Origin of the sequence: Pseudomonas simiae (assembly GCF_900111895.1) — a bacterium.
Classification (GTDB): domain Bacteria; phylum Pseudomonadota; class Gammaproteobacteria; order Pseudomonadales; family Pseudomonadaceae; genus Aquipseudomonas; species Aquipseudomonas simiae.
On record NZ_FOKB01000008.1, the window covers coordinates 297,688 to 313,866 of the forward strand.

Annotated in this window: 19 protein-coding genes, 1 tRNA gene and 1 rRNA gene; 3 read left to right on the forward strand and 18 right to left on the reverse strand. The window is 58.9% G+C overall.

What is annotated here, in order from left to right:
- Positions 1-20: 20 nt before the first annotated feature.
- The 11 genes from ndk to trmJ form a co-directional block, all read right to left on the reverse strand.
- Positions 21-446, reverse strand: coding sequence for a nucleoside-diphosphate kinase (ndk, locus tag BMZ57_RS23465; RefSeq protein WP_003175956.1), 426 nt, complete (start codon positions 444-446; stop codon positions 21-23).
- Between the two features lie 92 nt (positions 447-538).
- Positions 539-739 (reverse strand): Fe-S cluster assembly protein IscX, encoded by a 201-nt coding sequence (iscX, locus tag BMZ57_RS23470; protein WP_016977667.1) that lies wholly within the window; start codon positions 737-739, stop codon positions 539-541.
- 14 nt (positions 740-753) lie between these two features.
- Positions 754-1,095 carry an ISC system 2Fe-2S type ferredoxin gene (fdx, locus tag BMZ57_RS23475; protein ID WP_010207904.1) on the reverse strand — a complete coding sequence of 114 codons (342 nt, stop codon included), beginning with the start codon at positions 1,093-1,095 and terminating at the stop codon, positions 754-756.
- Between the two features lie 3 nt (positions 1,096-1,098).
- The gene (gene hscA, locus BMZ57_RS23480) at positions 1,099-2,961 is read right to left on the reverse strand and encodes a Fe-S protein assembly chaperone HscA (protein WP_010207902.1); all 1,863 of its coding nucleotides are present in this window, start codon (positions 2,959-2,961) and stop codon (positions 1,099-1,101) included.
- A 53-nt stretch (positions 2,962-3,014) separates the two neighbouring features.
- Positions 3,015-3,536: a co-chaperone HscB gene (hscB, locus tag BMZ57_RS23485; protein WP_042571611.1), complete on the reverse strand. Its 522-nt coding sequence runs from the start codon at positions 3,534-3,536 to the stop codon at positions 3,015-3,017.
- A gap of 8 nt (positions 3,537-3,544) precedes the next feature.
- Positions 3,545-3,868 carry an iron-sulfur cluster assembly protein IscA gene (gene iscA, locus BMZ57_RS23490; protein ID WP_003175963.1) on the reverse strand — a complete coding sequence of 108 codons (324 nt, stop codon included), beginning with the start codon at positions 3,866-3,868 and terminating at the stop codon, positions 3,545-3,547.
- A 28-nt stretch (positions 3,869-3,896) separates the two neighbouring features.
- Positions 3,897-4,283, reverse strand: coding sequence for a Fe-S cluster assembly scaffold IscU (gene iscU / locus BMZ57_RS23495; RefSeq protein WP_010207899.1), 387 nt, complete (start codon positions 4,281-4,283; stop codon positions 3,897-3,899).
- A 99-nt stretch (positions 4,284-4,382) separates the two neighbouring features.
- The gene (locus BMZ57_RS23500) at positions 4,383-5,597 is read right to left on the reverse strand and encodes an IscS subfamily cysteine desulfurase (RefSeq protein ID WP_010207898.1); all 1,215 of its coding nucleotides are present in this window, start codon (positions 5,595-5,597) and stop codon (positions 4,383-4,385) included.
- A gap of 50 nt (positions 5,598-5,647) precedes the next feature.
- Positions 5,648-6,139, reverse strand: coding sequence for a Fe-S cluster assembly transcriptional regulator IscR (gene iscR, locus BMZ57_RS23505; RefSeq protein ID WP_003194020.1), 492 nt, complete (start codon positions 6,137-6,139; stop codon positions 5,648-5,650).
- Between the two features lie 291 nt (positions 6,140-6,430).
- Entirely contained in the window at positions 6,431-7,213 is a 783-nt protein-coding gene (gene cysE, locus BMZ57_RS23510; protein ID WP_010207897.1) for a serine O-acetyltransferase, read from the reverse strand.
- Between the two features lie 2 nt (positions 7,214-7,215).
- Positions 7,216-7,986, reverse strand: coding sequence for a tRNA (cytosine(32)/uridine(32)-2'-O)-methyltransferase TrmJ (gene trmJ, locus BMZ57_RS23515; RefSeq protein WP_010207895.1), 771 nt, complete (start codon positions 7,984-7,986; stop codon positions 7,216-7,218).
- A 145-nt stretch (positions 7,987-8,131) separates the two neighbouring features.
- On the opposite strand from trmJ, the gene suhB reads away from it, so the two are divergent.
- Positions 8,132-8,947 (forward strand): type III secretion system regulator SuhB, encoded by an 816-nt coding sequence (suhB, locus tag BMZ57_RS23520; RefSeq protein ID WP_003175971.1) that lies wholly within the window; start codon positions 8,132-8,134, stop codon positions 8,945-8,947.
- 58 nt (positions 8,948-9,005) lie between these two features.
- Here suhB and BMZ57_RS23525 read toward each other — a convergent pair whose 3' ends face one another.
- The 6 genes from BMZ57_RS23525 to queA all read right to left on the reverse strand — a co-directional run bounded on the left by BMZ57_RS23525 (position 9,006) and on the right by queA (position 15,079).
- Positions 9,006-9,548 carry a glycine zipper 2TM domain-containing protein gene (locus BMZ57_RS23525; RefSeq protein WP_010207894.1) on the reverse strand — a complete coding sequence of 181 codons (543 nt, stop codon included), beginning with the start codon at positions 9,546-9,548 and terminating at the stop codon, positions 9,006-9,008.
- A gap of 123 nt (positions 9,549-9,671) precedes the next feature.
- Positions 9,672-10,586 (reverse strand): protein translocase subunit SecF, encoded by a 915-nt coding sequence (secF, locus tag BMZ57_RS23530; RefSeq protein ID WP_010207892.1) that lies wholly within the window; start codon positions 10,584-10,586, stop codon positions 9,672-9,674.
- Between the two features lie 9 nt (positions 10,587-10,595).
- Positions 10,596-12,464: a protein translocase subunit SecD gene (gene secD / locus BMZ57_RS23535; RefSeq protein WP_010207890.1), complete on the reverse strand. Its 1,869-nt coding sequence runs from the start codon at positions 12,462-12,464 to the stop codon at positions 10,596-10,598.
- A gap of 62 nt (positions 12,465-12,526) precedes the next feature.
- Complete coding sequence (yajC, locus tag BMZ57_RS23540) at positions 12,527-12,865, reverse strand: preprotein translocase subunit YajC (protein ID WP_003175975.1); 339 nt, start codon at positions 12,863-12,865, stop codon at positions 12,527-12,529.
- A gap of 43 nt (positions 12,866-12,908) precedes the next feature.
- Entirely contained in the window at positions 12,909-14,024 is a 1,116-nt protein-coding gene (tgt, locus tag BMZ57_RS23545) for a tRNA guanosine(34) transglycosylase Tgt (protein ID WP_003175976.1), read from the reverse strand.
- 11 nt (positions 14,025-14,035) lie between these two features.
- Positions 14,036-15,079, reverse strand: a complete 1,044-nt coding sequence (queA, locus tag BMZ57_RS23550) for a tRNA preQ1(34) S-adenosylmethionine ribosyltransferase-isomerase QueA (RefSeq protein WP_010207886.1) — start codon at positions 15,077-15,079, stop codon at positions 14,036-14,038.
- Between the two features lie 108 nt (positions 15,080-15,187).
- On the opposite strand from queA, the gene BMZ57_RS23555 reads away from it, so the two are divergent.
- Both BMZ57_RS23555 and BMZ57_RS29600 read left to right on the forward strand, forming a co-directional pair.
- A tRNA-Leu gene (locus BMZ57_RS23555) sits at positions 15,188-15,272 on the forward strand.
- Positions 15,273-15,503: 231 nt separating this feature from the next.
- A complete protein-coding gene (locus tag BMZ57_RS29600; protein ID WP_175439647.1) occupies positions 15,504-15,863 on the forward strand; it encodes a hypothetical protein in 360 nt (119 codons plus the stop codon).
- On the opposite strand, the gene rrf is transcribed toward BMZ57_RS29600, so the two are convergent.
- Positions 15,858-15,973, reverse strand: a 5S ribosomal RNA gene (rrf, locus tag BMZ57_RS23565). The genes BMZ57_RS29600 and rrf overlap by 6 nt on opposite strands.
- Between the last annotated feature and the right edge of the window lie 206 nt (positions 15,974-16,179).

Genomic DNA, 16,179 nt, shown 5'->3' on the forward strand with positions numbered 1-16,179 from the left:
CTCACTCTTTAAGCCGATGCTTAGCGAGCGGTTACTTCAGTAGCTGCGAAGAAGTACGAGATTTCGCGAGCAGCAGCGGCTTCGGAGTCCGAACCGTGTACAGCGTTGGCGTCGATGGACTCAGCGAAGTCAGCACGGATGGTGCCGGCGGCAGCTTCTTTAGGGTTGGTAGCGCCCATCAGCTCACGGTTCAGAGCGATAGCGTTTTCACCTTCCAGAACCTGAACAACAACAGGACCGGAGATCATGAAGGCAACCAGGTCGCCGAAGAAGCCACGAGCGCTGTGCTCAGCGTAGAAGCCTTCAGCTTCAGCCTTGGACAGTTGCTTGAGTTTCGAAGCTACAACCTTCAGGCCGGCTTTTTCGAAACGAGTGGTGATCTCGCCGATGACGTTTTTTGCAACAGCGTCAGGCTTGATGATGGAGAAAGTACGTTGAACAGCCATGGTGTAACTCCAGAAACGGTAATTTACGAAAAATTAAACCCGCGAATTATACGCGGGTTATTGGGTATTGCCTAACTGCGTAAAGGGAGGCGTCAGTCCTGTTCTTCTTTCCAGGCAGTCTGGATAGCTTCCAGAACCTTCTCACCGCCGCGATCACGCTCATCTTCGAACCCCGGCAGTGCCATGACCATGTCACGCAAAGCTACAAAGTTCAGGGAGTACGGATCCAGATCGGGGTTGGCATCGGCCAACAGGATAGCGATCTCTTGTACATCAACCCATTTAAGACTCATGACACTTCCTTGAATCAATGCGGCGCTTCGGCAGCATGGTTGAGGGAATACTTCGGAATTTCGACGGTGATATCTTCAGTCCCGACGATAGCCTGGCAGGTCAGGCGCGAAGTCGCTTCCAGGCCCCAGGCTCTATCAAGATAGTCTTCTTCCAGCTCATCGGCTTCGTTGAGCGAGTTGAAGCCCTCACGAATCACGCAGTGGCACGTGGTGCAAGCGCACACACCGCCGCAGGCGCTTTCGATCTCGATATGGTTGTCATGGGCAACTTCGAGGATGGACTTGCCGGTCTCAGCCTCCACGACCATACCGTCCGGGCAGTGCTCGGCGTGTGGCAGAAAAATGACCTGCGGCATTGATTATTCCTCGATTTCATTCAGGTTGCGCCCGGCCAGTGCGGCTTTCACCGTCTGATCCATGCGGCGGGCGGCAAAGGCATCAGTCACCTGCGACAAGCGCTTGGTCTGTTGCTCGATGGCATAGCCATCATTGCCTTTCATCAGTTCGGCCAGTTCCTGCATCTGCAGGTCGATGACCATGCGCTCTTCGGCGTCCAGCAGGCGCTCGCCGTCAGCATCCAAGGCGCCCTGCACCGCTTCGAGCAGGCGCTGGGCATCCACTTGCTGCTCACGCAACACGCGGGCGACCTTGTCGTCACTGGCATACTGGAACGAGTCCTTGAGCATCTTGGCAATTTCGCCGTCGGTCAGCCCGTACGACGGCTTGACCTGGATGCTGGCTTCTACGCCGGACGCCAATTCACGGGCGGCCACGCTGAGCAGGCCATCGGCATCCACCTGGTACGTCACACGAATCTTCGCCGCACCCGCCACCATCGCCGGAATGCCGCGCAATTCGAAGCGCGCCAGGGAGCGGCAATCGCTGATCAGCTCACGCTCGCCTTGCAGCACATGAATCATCATGGCCGTCTGGCCATCTTTATACGTGGTGAAATCCTGGGCGCGGGCGACGGGGATGGTGGTGTTGCGTGGAATCACCTTCTCCATCAGGCCGCCCATGGTTTCCAGGCCCAGAGACAGTGGAATCACGTCGAGTAGCAGTAATTCGCCACCATCACGCTTGTTACCGGCCAGGGTATCGGCCTGGATCGCGGCGCCGATGGCAACCACCTGGTCCGGGTCGATTTCAGTCAGTGGCTGGCGGCCAAAGGCTTCGGCGACAGCCTCACGCACGCGTGGCACGCGAGTGGAACCACCGACCATGACCACGGCACCGACGTCTTCCAGCTCGATACCAGAATCACGCACGGCACGGCGGCAGGCTTTCAGGCTGCGGGCGACCATCGGTTCGATCAACGCATCGAAGGCTTCACGGGTCAGCTGAGCTGACCAGGTGCCGTAGGACACTTCAACAGTTGCAGCATCTGTCAGCGCCTCTTTGGCGGCGCAGGCGGTTTGCAGCAGGTTGCGCTGCTCGCCCGGGTCCAGGTCGGCGGACAAACCGGCGCTGCTGATGATCCAGCCCGCGATGGCGTGATCGAAGTCATCGCCACCCAGGGCGCTGTCGCCACCGGTCGCGAGCACTTCAAAGACACCGCCAGTCAGGCGCAGTATCGAAATATCAAAGGTACCGCCGCCCAGGTCGTAAATAGCGACCAGGCCTTCTGCGTGCTGATCGAGGCCATAAGCCACGGCCGCCGCAGTGGGCTCGTTGAGCAGGCGCAGCACATTCAGGCCGGCGAGTTTCGCCGCGTCCTTGGTGGCCTGGCGCTGAGCGTCATCGAAATAAGCCGGAACGGTGATGACTGCACCCACCAGTTCGCCGCCCAGGGTTTTTTCCGCGCGCTGGCGCAGCACCTTGAGGATATCGGCCGACACTTCCACCGGGCTTTTCGGGCCCTGGACGGTGTCGATGAACGGCATATGGGACTCACCGCCGACGAAGCGGTACGGCAGTTGGTCGCCCAATTGCTTGACGTCGGACAAACCACGACCCATCAAGCGCTTGACCGACAGCACGGTGTTCAACGGATCGGTAGACGCCGCCAACTTGGCCGACTCACCGACTTCGGTGCGATCGGCGTGATAACGCACGGCAGACGGCAGGATGACCTGGCCATCGGCATCGGGCAACGGCTCGGACAGGCCGCTGCGCAAGGCAGCAACCAGGGAATTGGTGGTGCCCAGGTCAATCCCGACCGCCAGGCGACGCTGGTGCGGTTGAGGGCTTTGGCCGGGTTCGGCGATTTGCAGTAGGGCCATGGTAATCAGGTCTTATCTGTCTATCAGGCGTGCATCACGGGCAGCACACTGGGTTAATCGTCGAGGCGCTCTTCTAGCTGGCGCACTTCGTAGGTGAGCTTGTCGAGGAACTGCATGCGCCGCATCAGGCGTTCGGCCTGTTCACGTTGCGCTGCATCATCCCAACAGGCTGCGAAGCTTTCGTTGAGCTCATCCTGGGCCGCTTTCAGGCGACGCTTGAAGACAGCGACGCCCGCAAGATCAGCTTCGTCCTGCAAATCTTCAAGCTCTTCGCGCCACTGCATCTGCTGCATCAGGAAATCCGGGTCGTGCACCGTGACTTCAAGGGGCAGCTCGCCACCGTTCATCGCGAGCAGGTAACGCGCGCGCTTCGGGGGACTTTTGAGGGTCTGATAGGCTTCGTTGAGGCTGGCCGATTGCTCCAGCGCCCGGCGTTGCTCACGCTCGGAAGCGTCAGCGAAGCGGTCTGGATGCACGCCACGCGCCAGTTCTCGGTAACGCGTGGCAAGCTGCTCAAGGTCCAGCCGAAAGCTCGGCTGCAGCTCGAATAAAGCGAAATGACAAGGAGTACCCACGAATAGCCTCAGATGTTGAAGCTTTCGCCGCAGCCACATTCACCGCGCACGTTGGGGTTGTTGAACTTGAAGCCTTCGTTCAACCCTTCCTTGACGAAATCGAGTTCGGTGCCGTCCAGGTAGGTCAGGCTCTTAGGGTCGATGATCACTTTCTCGCCGTGACTTTCGAACACCTGGTCTTCCGCAACCACCTCGTCGACAAACTCCAGCACGTAGGCAAGGCCGGAACAGCCTGTGGTGCGAACACCCAGACGAATCCCCTCACCTTTACCGCGCCCATTCAGGGAGCGGCGAATGTGCTGTGCAGCCGCTTCTGTCATGCTGATAGCCATCGTTGACTCCTTACTCGTCGCCAAATGCTTAGATCAAGCCTTTCTTCTGCTTGTAGTCGCGAACGGCCGCCTTGATGGCGTCTTCAGCGAGTACCGAGCAGTGGATTTTCACTGGCGGCAGGGCCAGCTCTTCGGCCAGCTGGGTGTTGCTGATGGTGACAGCCTCATCCAGGGTCTTGCCTTTCATCCATTCGGTCGCCAGGGAGCTGGAGGCGATAGCGGAACCGCAGCCGTAGGTCTTGAACTTGGCATCTTCGATAACGCCGTTGTCGTTGACCTTGATCTGCAGGCGCATCACATCGCCGCACGCCGGAGCGCCAACCATGCCGGTGCCGACATCTGGGTCTTCCGCGTCCATCTTGCCGACGTTACGCGGGTTTTCGTAGTGGTCGATGACCTTTTCGCTGTAAGCCATGGTACTGAATCCTCACTCATCAGGGCCGCTCTGGAACCCTGTAGAAACGCCTGCGTTTTCCGCCACGTTCCTACAGAGCTGGGGTGGCGGCTTCTATAGTTAGTGTGCCGCCCACTCGATCTTGGAAATATCGACGCCGTCTTTGTACATGTCCCACAGCGGCGACAGAACGCGCAGCTTGTTGACGGCTTCGCAGACTTTCTGCGCGGCGTAGTCGACTTGTTCTTCGGTGGTGAAGCGGCCGAACGTAAAGCGGATCGAGCTGTGTGCCAATTCGTCGTTGCGGCCCAGGGCGCGCAGCACATACGAAGGCTCAAGGGACGCCGAGGTACAGGCCGAACCGGACGAAACCGCCAGGTCCTTGAGTGCCATGATCAGCGACTCGCCTTCGACGTAGTTGAAGCTCAAATTAAGGTTGTGCGGTACACGGGCGGTCATGCTGCCGTTGATGTACAGCTCCTCAAGGTTCTCGACCTGCTTGTAGAAGCGATCACTCAGGGCCTTGATGCGCACGTTTTCGGCAGCCATGTCTTCCTTGGCTACACGGAAGGCTTCGCCCATGCCGACGATCTGGTGGGTCGCCAGGGTGCCCGAACGCATGCCGCGCTCGTGACCGCCGCCGTGCATGGTGGCTTCGATGCGCACGCGTGGCTTGCGGCTCACGTACAGGGCGCCGATGCCTTTAGGGCCGTAGGTCTTGTGGGCAGAGAACGACATCAGGTCGACCTTCAGTTTCGACAGGTCGATATCGACCTTGCCGGTGGACTGAGCAGCGTCGACGTGCAGCAGGATACCCTTCGAGCGAGTCAGCTCGCCGATGGCCGCGATGTCGTTGATGGTGCCGATTTCGTTGTTCACGTGGATCACGGAAACCAGAATGGTGTCTTCACGCAGCGCGGCTTCGATCATGGCCGGGGTGACGATACCGTCGGTGGTTGGCTCGAGGTAGGTGACCTCGAAACCTTCACGCTCCAGTTGGCGCATGGTGTCGAGGACAGCCTTGTGCTCAATCTTGGTGGTGATCAGGTGTTTGCCTTTGGTCGCGTAGAAATGCGCCGCGCCCTTGATAGCCAGGTTGTCGGACTCGGTGGCACCGGAGGTCCAGACGATTTCACGCGGATCGGCATTGACCAGATCAGCGACTTGGCGACGCGCGTTCTCGACCGCTTCCTCGGCTTTCCAGCCGAATACGTGGGAACGGGAGGCTGGGTTGCCGAAGTTTCCGTCAACCAGCAGGCATTCGCTCATCTTTTGCGCGACACGCGGATCAACCGGGGTGGTCGCTGAGTAATCAAGGTAAATCGGCAATTTCATGGACTTTCTCCTAAATCAGGCTGGCTGGCGTGCCGTTAGCTCTGCGGCTGTTACTCGACGGCGGACGCTTCGATCTTGTCCAGACGCGGCGCCTTGGTATTGCAACGGCGCTGGTCCTGACGCTGGGCTACTTCTTGCACCTCACGGCGAGTCACAAGATCAGCCAAGCTGATACCACTCAAAAACTCATGGATCTGCAGGCTCAAGTCACACCACAGGTGGTGTGTCAGGCAGGTGTCGCCGGCGTGGCAATCACCCAGGCCCTGGCATTTGGTGGCGTCGACGGATTCGTTGACCGCGTCGATCACCTGAGCGACCTGGATACCCTGCATGTCGCGGGACAACTGGTAACCACCGCCTGGCCCGCGCACACTGGAAACCAGGTTGCTACGGCGCAATTTGGCGAACAGCTGTTCGAGGTAGGACAGGGAAATGCCTTGGCGCTCAGAGATATCGGCCAGGGACACCGGCCCAGTTTGCGCATGCAAAGCCAGGTCGAGCATGGCAGTCACCGCGTATCGGCCTTTTGTAGTCAGTCTCATGGACAAGTACCAAGGTGTTTCAGAATGGGAGCAAGTATGCGATTCCCGAGTATTTAAGTCAACTATAAGACCTAGTACTTTAGTCAGGATTACCCGTAAAAAGGGCGCGCGAATCATAGCAGGATGGGGTGAGCACGAACAGCAGGAACAGGGCCAGGCAGAAATCGAGAGCAAAATGTGGGAGGGGGCTTGCCCCCCGATGACAGCAGGTCAGCCAATAAATCCATGGCTGACAGACCGCTATCGGGGGCAAGCCCCCTCCCACAGGGAATCTCGGGTGATCCTCAGACCTCAGCCAGCCTTGGTGGCAGTTTCGCTCTTGATTTCGGCGAAGTCTTCTTCGCGCAACTCAGGCAGATCTTTCGCACAGTAGCTGCTGCCCAGCTCCTTCAGCGCGCCGCACATGCCGTCCAACTTGCCATCCACCGCCTGCAGATGGTCGAGCAATTGGCCAATGGCGCGTGCCACAGGGTCGGGCATGTCTTCGCTGACGCCGTAGGCATCGAAGCCGATCTTCTCGGCCATGGCCTTGCGCTTGGCTTCCTGCTCATCGCCGACTTCCGGCTTGACGATGATTCGGCCAGGAATACCCACCACAGTTGCGCCAGGCGGCACCGCCTTGGTCACCACGGCATTGGAGCCGACCTTGGCGCCCGCGCCGACGGTGAACGGGCCAAGCACCTTCGCGCCCGCCCCCACCACCACGCCATCACCCAAGGTTGGGTGGCGCTTACCTTTGTTCCAGCTGGTACCACCAAGCGTCACGCCCTGGTAGAGGGTCACGTCATCGCCGATTTCAGCGGTCTCGCCAATCACGATGCCCATACCATGATCAATGAAGAAGCGGCGCCCCACCTTGGCCCCCGGATGAATCTCGATCCCGGTCAGCCACCGACCAAAGTTCGACACCAACCGAGCCAGCCATTTCCAACCCATACCCCACAAGGCACCGGACAGCCGGTGAATCCAGATGGCGTGCATGCCCGGGTAGCACGTCAGCACTTCAAAGGCGTTGCGCGCCGCCGGGTCACGGTGGAAAACACTCTGGATATCTTCTCGCAAACGCTCGAACATTTTTAATCCTTCCGCTTAAGAAGCTCGCCACGGGCCGCTTTCTGGGTCTCCGTGAGGATGCCACGCAATATATTCATTTCCGCCCGGCTGACCGAGCTGCGTCCGTAAAGGCGACGCAGGCGCGCCATCAAGTGCCGTGGTTTTTCAGGATCGAGGAATTCGATGGCCACCAGGGTTTGCTCCAGGTGCTCATAGAACCGCTCCAACTCGTCCATGGTGGCCAACTCGCCACTTTTGGTCGACGCAACCTCTTCCTTCTCTACCTTGCTCGGCTGACCAGCAGCGGCCAGCCAGGCCATGCGCACTTCGTAAGTCAACACCTGCACCGCGGCCCCGAGGTTCAACGAACTGAACTCAGGGTCTGATGGGATGTGCACGTGGTAATGACATCGCTGCAGCTCTTCATTGGTCAGGCCGGAATCTTCACGGCCAAAGACCAAGGCGATTTCAGCGCCGCCCGCGGCCTCCTCGACCACTTTGGTTCCGCATTCACGCGGATCGAGCAGCGGCCAGGGGATGCGACGGTCGCGGGCGCTGGTGCCGAGCACCAGATTGCAGCCGACCAAGGCGTCCTCCAAGGTGGCGACGACCTGGGCCTTTTCGAGGAGGTCATTGGCGCCGGACGCACGGGCATCGGCCTCGTGGTGCGGGAACACGCGCGGTTCGACCAGCACCAGGCGCGTCAGCCCCATGTTTTTCATGGCTCGCGCCACCCCGCCGATGTTGCCGGGATGACTGGTATTGACCAAGACGACACGAATGTTTTGCAGCAAGGGAGGCGCTCTCGGACACGGGAAAGGGGAGCAAATCTTACAGAACAGCCTAAGGTTATGCCATGAAAGCTAACGTCGTCCTTCACCTGAAGAAAGTTTCTGCTAGAATGCCCGGCTTTCTTTAACAACCTTAGGTGACACATCCATGCAGCCCATGCTGAATATCGCGCTGCGCGCCGCCCGCAGCGCCAGTGAATTGATCTTCCGCTCCATCGAGCGCCTGGATACCATCAAGGTCGACGAAAAAGACGCCAAGGATTATGTATCCGAGGTGGATCGCGCCGCCGAACAGAAAATCATCGACGCTCTGCGCAAGGCCTACCCTACCCACGGCATCCTCGGCGAAGAAACCGGCCTGCACAAAGGCAGCGGCGAAGGCGAAGACTACCTGTGGATCATCGACCCACTGGATGGCACCACCAACTTCCTGCGCGGCATCCCGCACTTTGCCGTGAGCATCGCGTGCAAATACCGTGGTCGCCTGGAACACGCCGTTGTTCTCGACCCAGTCCGCCAGGAAGAATTCACCGCCAGCCGTGGCCGTGGCGCACAGCTCAATGGTCGTCGCCTGCGCGTAAGTGGCCGCACCAGCCTGGACGGCGCCCTGCTGGGTACTGGCTTCCCGTTCCGTGATGACCAGATGGACAACCTGGAAAACTACCTGGGCATGTTCCGCGCCCTGGTTGGCCAGACCGCCGGCATCCGCCGCGCTGGCGCAGCAAGCCTGGACCTGGCTTACGTTGCCGCCGGTCGCTTTGATGCCTTCTGGGAGTCGGGCCTGTCCGAGTGGGACATGGCTGCAGGCGCCCTGCTGATCCAGGAAGCAGGCGGCCTGGTGAGCGACTTCACCGGCGGTCACGACTTCCTTGAGAAAGGCCACGTGGTTGCCGGCAACACCAAATGCTTCAAGGCAGTCCTGACGGCGATCCAGCCGCACCTGCCGGCCTCGCTGAAGCGCTAAGCGGGCGAGCACAAAAAAAGCACCCCTCGGGGTGCTTTTTTTATGCCTGCAGAACCGGTTATTGCTGGTTCTGACCCAGGATCAGACGACCTTCTTTGTCGACTGGAATCTGGCTGCCAGGGTCGCGCTCCATACGCACGGAACCTTCCTTACCGTCCAGGTTGTAACGCACGTCGTACCCAACAACCTTGTCGCTGATGTCATTGACGGTGTTACAACGGGTTTGCGTAGTGGTGTAGGTATCGCGGTTCTGCATACCCTCTTGAACCTTGTTACCGGCGTAGCCACCACCGACCGCACCGGCCACGGTGGCCAATTTCTTACCATTACCACCACCGATCTGATTACCCAGCAAGCCACCCGCCAGGGCGCCTACAACGGTACCGGCGATTTGATGTTGATCCTGCACCGGACGCTGCCGGGTCACGGTGACGTCCTTGCAGACTTCACGGGGAGTCTTTATCTGGGTTTTAACCGGCTGCACCGCCAGCACTTGCGCATACTCAGGGCCGCTTTTTACCAGGCTGTAGGTGGCAACAGCACCCCCGGCTGTTACACCGACAGCACCCAATACCGCACCAACCAGCAACGACTTGTTCACGTTGAACCTCCTGACCATCACAAGCGGACCGAAACGTCCGCGCTATACCCAGCCTTGGAGCAAAAAAAAAGGCGCGAGTTCAATTCTCGCGCCTTTCTTGTCACAGCGATCAACAAGCGCCCATCAAGGGCGGTCGTCGACCTCCTTGCCAGTGCTGGCCGGAGGGATAAGGTCTTCGCTGTTGAGGTTCAGCCAGATCAGCACCACGTTGGCGATGTAGATCGACGAGTAGGTGCCCGCCAGAACGCCGATGAACAGCGCCAGGGAGAAGCCCCACAGGTTGTCGCCGCCGAAGATCATCAGCGCAGCGATCGCCAGCAAGGTGGAGATCGACGTCGCCATGGTCCGCAGCAGGGTCTGGGTGGTCGAAATGTTGATGTTCTCGATCAACGTCGCCTTGCGCAGCACACGGAAGTTCTCACGAACCCGGTCGAATACCACGATGGTGTCGTTGAGGGAGTAACCAATGATCGCCAGCACCGCCGCCAACACCGTCAGGTCGAAGGTAATCTGGAAGTACGCCAGGATGCCTACGGTCACGATCACGTCGTGGATCAGCGACACAATGGCGCCGACACCGAACTTCCACTGAAAGCGGAACGCCAGGTAGATCATGATGCCGACCAGCGCCATCAGCATGCCGAGGCCGCCCTGGTCGCGCAGCTCTTCACCGACCTGCGGGCCTACGAACTCGACGCGCTTGACCGACGCAGGGTTGTCACCGCCGACCTTTTGCAAGGCCTCGGCTACCTGGTGACCCAGTTGCGGGTCTTCGCCCGGCATACGCACCAGCAGGTCGGTAGTTGCACCAAAGCTCTGCACGATGGCTTCGTGATAGCCGGCCTTGACCAGCTCGCTGCGCACCAGGGTGACGTCGGCCGGCTTCTCGTAGGTCAGCTCGATGAGCGTACCGCCGGTGAAGTCCAGACCGTAGTTCAGGCCCTTATGGAACCAGCTGAACAACGCCAGAACGGTAAGGAGCACGGTGACGCCGAACGCAACGTTGCGAACGCCCATGAAGTTGATTGTACGTAACATGGCAGCCCCTTAAATCCACAACTTCTTGAAGTCACGCCCGCCAAAGATCAGGTTGACCATTGCGCGGGTCACCATGATGGCCGTGAACATCGAGGTAAAGATACCGAGGGACATGGTCACCGCAAAACCTTTGACCGGGCCGGTACCCATGGCAAAGAGAATCCCGCCGACCAACAGAGTGGTCAGGTTGGAGTCGAGAATCGCGGTAAATGCCCGGCCGAAGCCTTCGTTGATTGCACGCTGCACGGTCATGCCCGCCGCGATCTCTTCACGAATCCGCGAGAAGATCAGTACGTTGGCGTCAACCGCCATACCCATGGTGAGTACGATACCGGCGATACCTGGCAGGGTCAGTGTAGCGCCCAGCAGCGACATCAAGGCCAGCAGCATCACCATGTTGCCCGCCAGGGCCACGGTGGCGATGACGCCGAAGAAGCGGTAGATGGCGATGATGAACAGCGACACGAACAACATGCCCCACAGCGCCGCATCGACGCCCTTGGTAATGTTGTCGGCACCCAGGCTCGGGCCGATGGTACGTTCTTCAGCGAAGTACATCGGTGCCGCCAGGCCACCGGCACGCAGCAGCAGCGCCAGTTCCGAGGACTCGCCCTGGCCATTCAGGCCAGTGATACGGAATTGCGCACCCAGTGGCGACTGAATGGTCGCCAGGCTGATGATCTTCTTCTCTTCCTTGAAGGTCTGAACCGGTACGTCTTTCTCGACGCCGTTGACCATCTGCTTGGTGTAGGTGGTGATCGGGCGTTGCTCGATGAAGATCACCGCCATGCTGCGACCGACGTTGCTGCGCGTGGCGCGGCTCATCAGTTCGCCACCATGACCATCCAGGCGGATGTTCACTTCAGGGGTGCCGTGCTCACCAAAACCAGCCTTGGCATCCGTCACCTGGTCACCGGTGATGATCAAGCCACGCTCGATCAACGCTGGAGGACGGTTGCCTTCGCGGAATTCGAACTCTTCGGCGGTGGCGCGGGTAGCACCCGGCTCAGCCGCCAGGCGGAACTCCAGGTTGGCGGTCTTGCCCAGGATACGCTTGGCTTCAGCGGTGTCCTGCACACCCGGCAGCTCAACCACGATGCGGTTGGCGCCCTGGCGCTGCACGATAGGCTCGGCCACACCCAGCTCGTTGACGCGGTTACGCACCGTGGTCAGGTTCTGCTTGATCGAGTATTCGCGGATTTCCGCGATCTTGGCCGGGCTCATCGCCAGACGCAGCACAGCCTGACCATTCAAGTCGGCCGGTACGATATCGAAATCGTTGAAGTTTTTGCGGATCAGTGCACGGGCCTGTTCGCGGGACGCTTCGTCAGAGAAGCCCAGCTGGATGGCACCATTGAGCTGCGGCAGGCTGCGATAACGCAGGCGCTCTTTACGCAGCAGGCTCTTCACGTCGCCTTCGTAGACTTTAAGACGTGCATCGAGAGCCTTGTCCATGTCGACTTCCAGCAGGAAGTGCACACCACCGGACAAGTCCAGACCCAGCTTCATCGGGTGCGCGCCAATGCTGCGCAACCATTGCGGCGTGGTCTGTGCCAGGTTGAGTGCGACAACGTAGTCGTCACCCATGACCTTGCGCACGACGTCTTTGGCCGGCAATTGGTCTTCTTGCTTGGTCAGGCGTAACAAGCCGCCCTTCGCACCAGCTGCCAATGTTGCCGCTTTAACCTGGATGCCCGCGTCGTTGAGCGCTTTGCTCGCGCGTTCCAGATCAGCCTGATTGACCTGCAGCGTAGTGCTGGCGCCAGAGATCTGGATCGCCGGGTCATCAGGATAGAGATTGGGAGCGGAATAAATAAAACCGATCGCCAGCACCGCCAGGATCAGTACGTATTTCCACAGAGGGTATTTGTTCAGCATCACGCCGCCCGCTTATAACGCGGGGCGCCTTGCGCGCCCCGTCGATTGGTAAAGGTTGTTACTTAGATCGCTTTGAGCGTGCCTTTAGGCAGCGTGGCGGCGATGGCGCCCTTCTGGAACTTCATTTCTACGGTGTCGGACACTTCCAGAACCACGAAAGCGTCGGAAACCTTGGTGATCTTGCCAGCGATGCCGCCGGTGGTCACAACTTCGTCACCTTTCTGCAGGCTGCCCAGCAGGTTCTTCTGCTCTTTGGCGCGCTTGGCCTGTGGACGCCAGATCATCAGGTAGAAGATGACCAGGAAACCGACCAGGAAAATCCACTCGAAACCACCACCCATAGGGCCGGCAGCAGCAGGCGCAGCGGCATCCGCCATGGCGTTAGAGATAAAAAAGCTCATTTAGCACTCCAGTTGCAAATAGTGAATCTTAGGGTCGGAAAACTCAGTCCAAGGGCGGCACAGGGAGCCCGCGCTTGGCATAGAAGGCATCGACGAAGGCGGCCAATGTACCCTGTTGAATAGCCTCGCGCAAACCAGCCATCAGGACTTGGTAGTGACGCAAATTGTGGATGGTATTCAACATGCTACCCAGCATTTCCCCACACTTGTCCAGATGGTGCAGATAAGCACGGGAGAAGTTCTGGCAGGTATAGCAATCACAGGTGGGATCCAGCGGCGAATCATCATGGCGATGAAACGCGTTACGGATCTTCAGCACGCCTGTATCGATGAACAGATGCCCATTGCGGGCATTACGGGTTGGCATCACGCAATCGAACATGTCCACACCGCGGCGCACACCCTCTACGAGATCTTCGGGTTTGCCAACGCCCATAAGGTAACGAGGTTTGTCAGCAGGCATCAGGCCCGGTAGATAATCCAGCACCTTGATCATTTCATGCTTGGGCTCGCCCACCGACAAACCGCCGATGGCCAGGCCGTCAAAACCGATCTTGTCCAAGCCTTCCAGCGAGCGTTTGCGCAGGCTTTCATGCATGCCGCCCTGAACGATACCGAACAGCGCAGCGGTGTTGTCACCGTGGGCATTCTTCGAGCGCTGGGCCCAACGCAGGGACAACTCCATGGAAATTCGCGCGACGTCTTCGTCAGCCGGGTACGGTGTGCACTCGTCAAAGATCATCACGATGTCGGAGCCAAGGTCACGCTGCACCTGCATTGACTCTTCCGGGCCCATGAACACTTTGGAACCGTCCACCGGCGAGGCGAAGGTCACGCCCTCTTCCTTGATCTTGCGCATGGCGCCCAAGCTGAACACCTGGAAACCGCCCGAGTCAGTCAGGATAGGGCCTTGCCATTTCATGAAGTCATGCAGGTCACCGTGCTTCTTGATCACTTCCGTGCCTGGGCGCAGCCACAGGTGGAAGGTGTTGCCGAGGATGATCTCGGCACCGGTGGCGACGATGTCACGCGGCAGCATGCCTTTGACGGTGCCGTAAGTGCCCACGGGCATGAACGCCGGGGTCTCGACGGTGCCGCGCGGGAAGGTCAGGCGACCGCGACGGGCCTTGCCGTCGGTGGCCAATAATTCAAACGACATACGACTCATAGTTATTCCTCTGGGCCGCGTGGCGCCGGATTACGGGTGATAAACATCGCATCACCGTAGCTGAAAAAACGGTACTCGTTGGCGATGGCGGCTTGATAAGCGGCCATGGTTTCCGGGTAACCGGCAAATGCCGACACCAGCATCAACAGTGTGGATTCCGGCAAATGGAAGTTAGTCACCAGGCAATCGACCACATGGAATGGCCGGCCTGGGTAGATAAAGATATCGGTGTCGCCACTGAACGGCTTGAGTACGCCATCACGGGCTGCACTTTCCAACGAGCGGACGCTGGTGGTCCCTACCGCCACGACTCGCCCGCCACGCGCCTTGCACGCCGCAACAGCGTCCACGACGTCCTGGCTGACTTCCAACCACTCGCTGTGCATATGGTGGTCTTCGATGTTATCCACACGCACCGGCTGAAACGTGCCGGCCCCCACGTGCAGGGTCACATAGGCGGTCTCGACGCCTTTGGCAGCAATCGCATCCAGCAGCGGCTGATCGAAATGCAGGCCCGCGGTCGGTGCGGCAACGGCGCCGAGGCGTTGGGAGTACACCGTCTGATAGCGCTCGCGGTCCGAATCTTCGTCGGGACGATCTATATAAGGAGGCAACGGCATATGGCCGACGCGCTCCAGCAGCGGCAATACTTCTTCGGCAAACCTGAGCTCGAACAACGCGTCGTGGCGCGCCACCATCTCGGCTTCGCCACCGCCATCGATCAGGATGGAGGAACCCGGTTTCGGCGACTTGCTGGAGCGCACATGGGCCAGTACGCGATGACTGTCCAGTACCCGCTCCACCAGAATTTCCAGCTTGCCGCCGGACGCTTTCTGGCCAAACAGCCGCGCCGGAATCACCCGGGTATTGTTGAATACCATCAGATCGCCAGGGCGCAAATGCTCAAGCAAATCAGTGAATTGACGGTGTGCGAGGGCACCACTCACCCCGTCCAGGGTCAGCAGTCGACTGGCGCGACGCTCCGCCAAAGGATGGCGAGCGATCAGCGAATCAGGGAGTTCAAAAGTAAAGTCAGCAACGCGCATGATGGGGTTCGTCTAGCAGGGCCGGGAAGTTTAGCGGAAATAGTGAAAATTGACCATGAAACGTGATTGACCAACGGTAATCTCATCTCTATACTTCGCCGCCATTGAGCCCTGATGGCGGAATTGGTAGACGCGGCGGATTCAAAATCCGTTTTCGAAAGGAGTGGGAGTTCGAGTCTCCCTCGGGGCACCATCTTAAAAAAAGACCTTGAAATTCAAGGTCTTTTTTTTCGCCTATAGAAAAGTGCATGACTCGCACGGTCATTCTTTTGAGAGCGACTCAGCACTTCAAGCACCTCCTCCAGGCGCGCCTGCGACACGCCTGACCAGCACAATTCGCCCTACCACTCATCGCGCGCTCACAAGCCTCTGACAGGCACTGGAGAGCGCTCAGCGGCCGAATGCATTCGAGGCCACTACCAGAATGTCCAAACCGCGCTCAGCACTGGCGCAGCGGGCGTGTCAGAAAGGTGCGCAGTTTCGGGCGCCGATCGACGCGCAGCGCGAAACGGTGCTGACCCAGCGCGGGGTTCACACCGATGAAACGTTGGCACAGAGGGGTGCTCCAGGTGAAGGATACTTTCTCTATGTAGAGTGCGCCGTTAGCGTCGACCCCACCAAGAATTCGTTCGCGCGAACGATCAGACTTAAATCGCCCAAGCCGCTCAAGGCTCTCGCGCATGGCCTGAATCCGGATGACTACCAGATCTTCCAGGTCATTTTCGATCGCCCAAAACAAAACCCCATCTGCTTTCGCAAATGGGGTTCTGGAATTCAATCTTGACGATGACCTACTCTCACATGGGGAAACCCCACACTACCATCGGCGATGCATCGTTTCACTGCTGAGTTCGGGATGGGATCAGGTGGTTCCAATGCTCTATGGTCGTCAAGAAATTCGGGTACTGAGTCGTGACCTGATGGCCTCGCTTCAGCAAATTGGGTATGTGACAGATCGGTGTTTTGTGAGATATCGAACTTTCGGTTCGTATCATCTTCACACACCGCAATCTGATGCTCGTTAGAGTAGTCAAATTGCTTGGGTGTTATATGGTCAAGCCTCACGGGCAATTAGTATTGGTTAGCTCAACGCCTCACAG

Coding starts and splice junctions, on each gene's coding strand:
- ndk (WP_003175956.1), bottom strand. CDS start 446: ATGGCTGTTCAACGTACTTTCTCCATCATCAAGCCTGACGCTGTTGCA.
- iscX (WP_016977667.1), bottom strand. CDS start 739: ATGAGTCTTAAATGGGTTGATGTACAAGAGATCGCTATCCTGTTGGCC.
- fdx (WP_010207904.1), bottom strand. CDS start 1,095: ATGCCGCAGGTCATTTTTCTGCCACACGCCGAGCACTGCCCGGACGGT.
- hscA (WP_010207902.1), bottom strand. CDS start 2,961: ATGGCCCTACTGCAAATCGCCGAACCCGGCCAAAGCCCTCAACCGCAC.
- iscA (WP_003175963.1), bottom strand. CDS start 3,868: ATGGCTATCAGCATGACAGAAGCGGCTGCACAGCACATTCGCCGCTCC.
- iscU (WP_010207899.1), bottom strand. CDS start 4,283: ATGGCTTACAGCGAAAAGGTCATCGACCACTACGAAAACCCGCGTAAC.
- BMZ57_RS23500 (WP_010207898.1), bottom strand. CDS start 5,597: ATGAAATTGCCGATTTACCTTGATTACTCAGCGACCACCCCGGTTGAT.
- iscR (WP_003194020.1), bottom strand. CDS start 6,139: ATGAGACTGACTACAAAAGGCCGATACGCGGTGACTGCCATGCTCGAC.
- cysE (WP_010207897.1), bottom strand. CDS start 7,213: ATGTTCGAGCGTTTGCGAGAAGATATCCAGAGTGTTTTCCACCGTGAC.
- suhB (WP_003175971.1), top strand. CDS start 8,132: ATGCAGCCCATGCTGAATATCGCGCTGCGCGCCGCCCGCAGCGCCAGT.
- secF (WP_010207892.1), bottom strand. CDS start 10,586: ATGTTACGTACAATCAACTTCATGGGCGTTCGCAACGTTGCGTTCGGC.
- secD (WP_010207890.1), bottom strand. CDS start 12,464: ATGCTGAACAAATACCCTCTGTGGAAATACGTACTGATCCTGGCGGTG.
- yajC (WP_003175975.1), bottom strand. CDS start 12,865: ATGAGCTTTTTTATCTCTAACGCCATGGCGGATGCCGCTGCGCCTGCT.
- tgt (WP_003175976.1), bottom strand. CDS start 14,024: ATGTCGTTTGAATTATTGGCCACCGACGGCAAGGCCCGTCGCGGTCGC.
- queA (WP_010207886.1), bottom strand. CDS start 15,079: ATGCGCGTTGCTGACTTTACTTTTGAACTCCCTGATTCGCTGATCGCT.
- BMZ57_RS29600 (WP_175439647.1), top strand. CDS start 15,504: ATGTCCAAACCGCGCTCAGCACTGGCGCAGCGGGCGTGTCAGAAAGGT.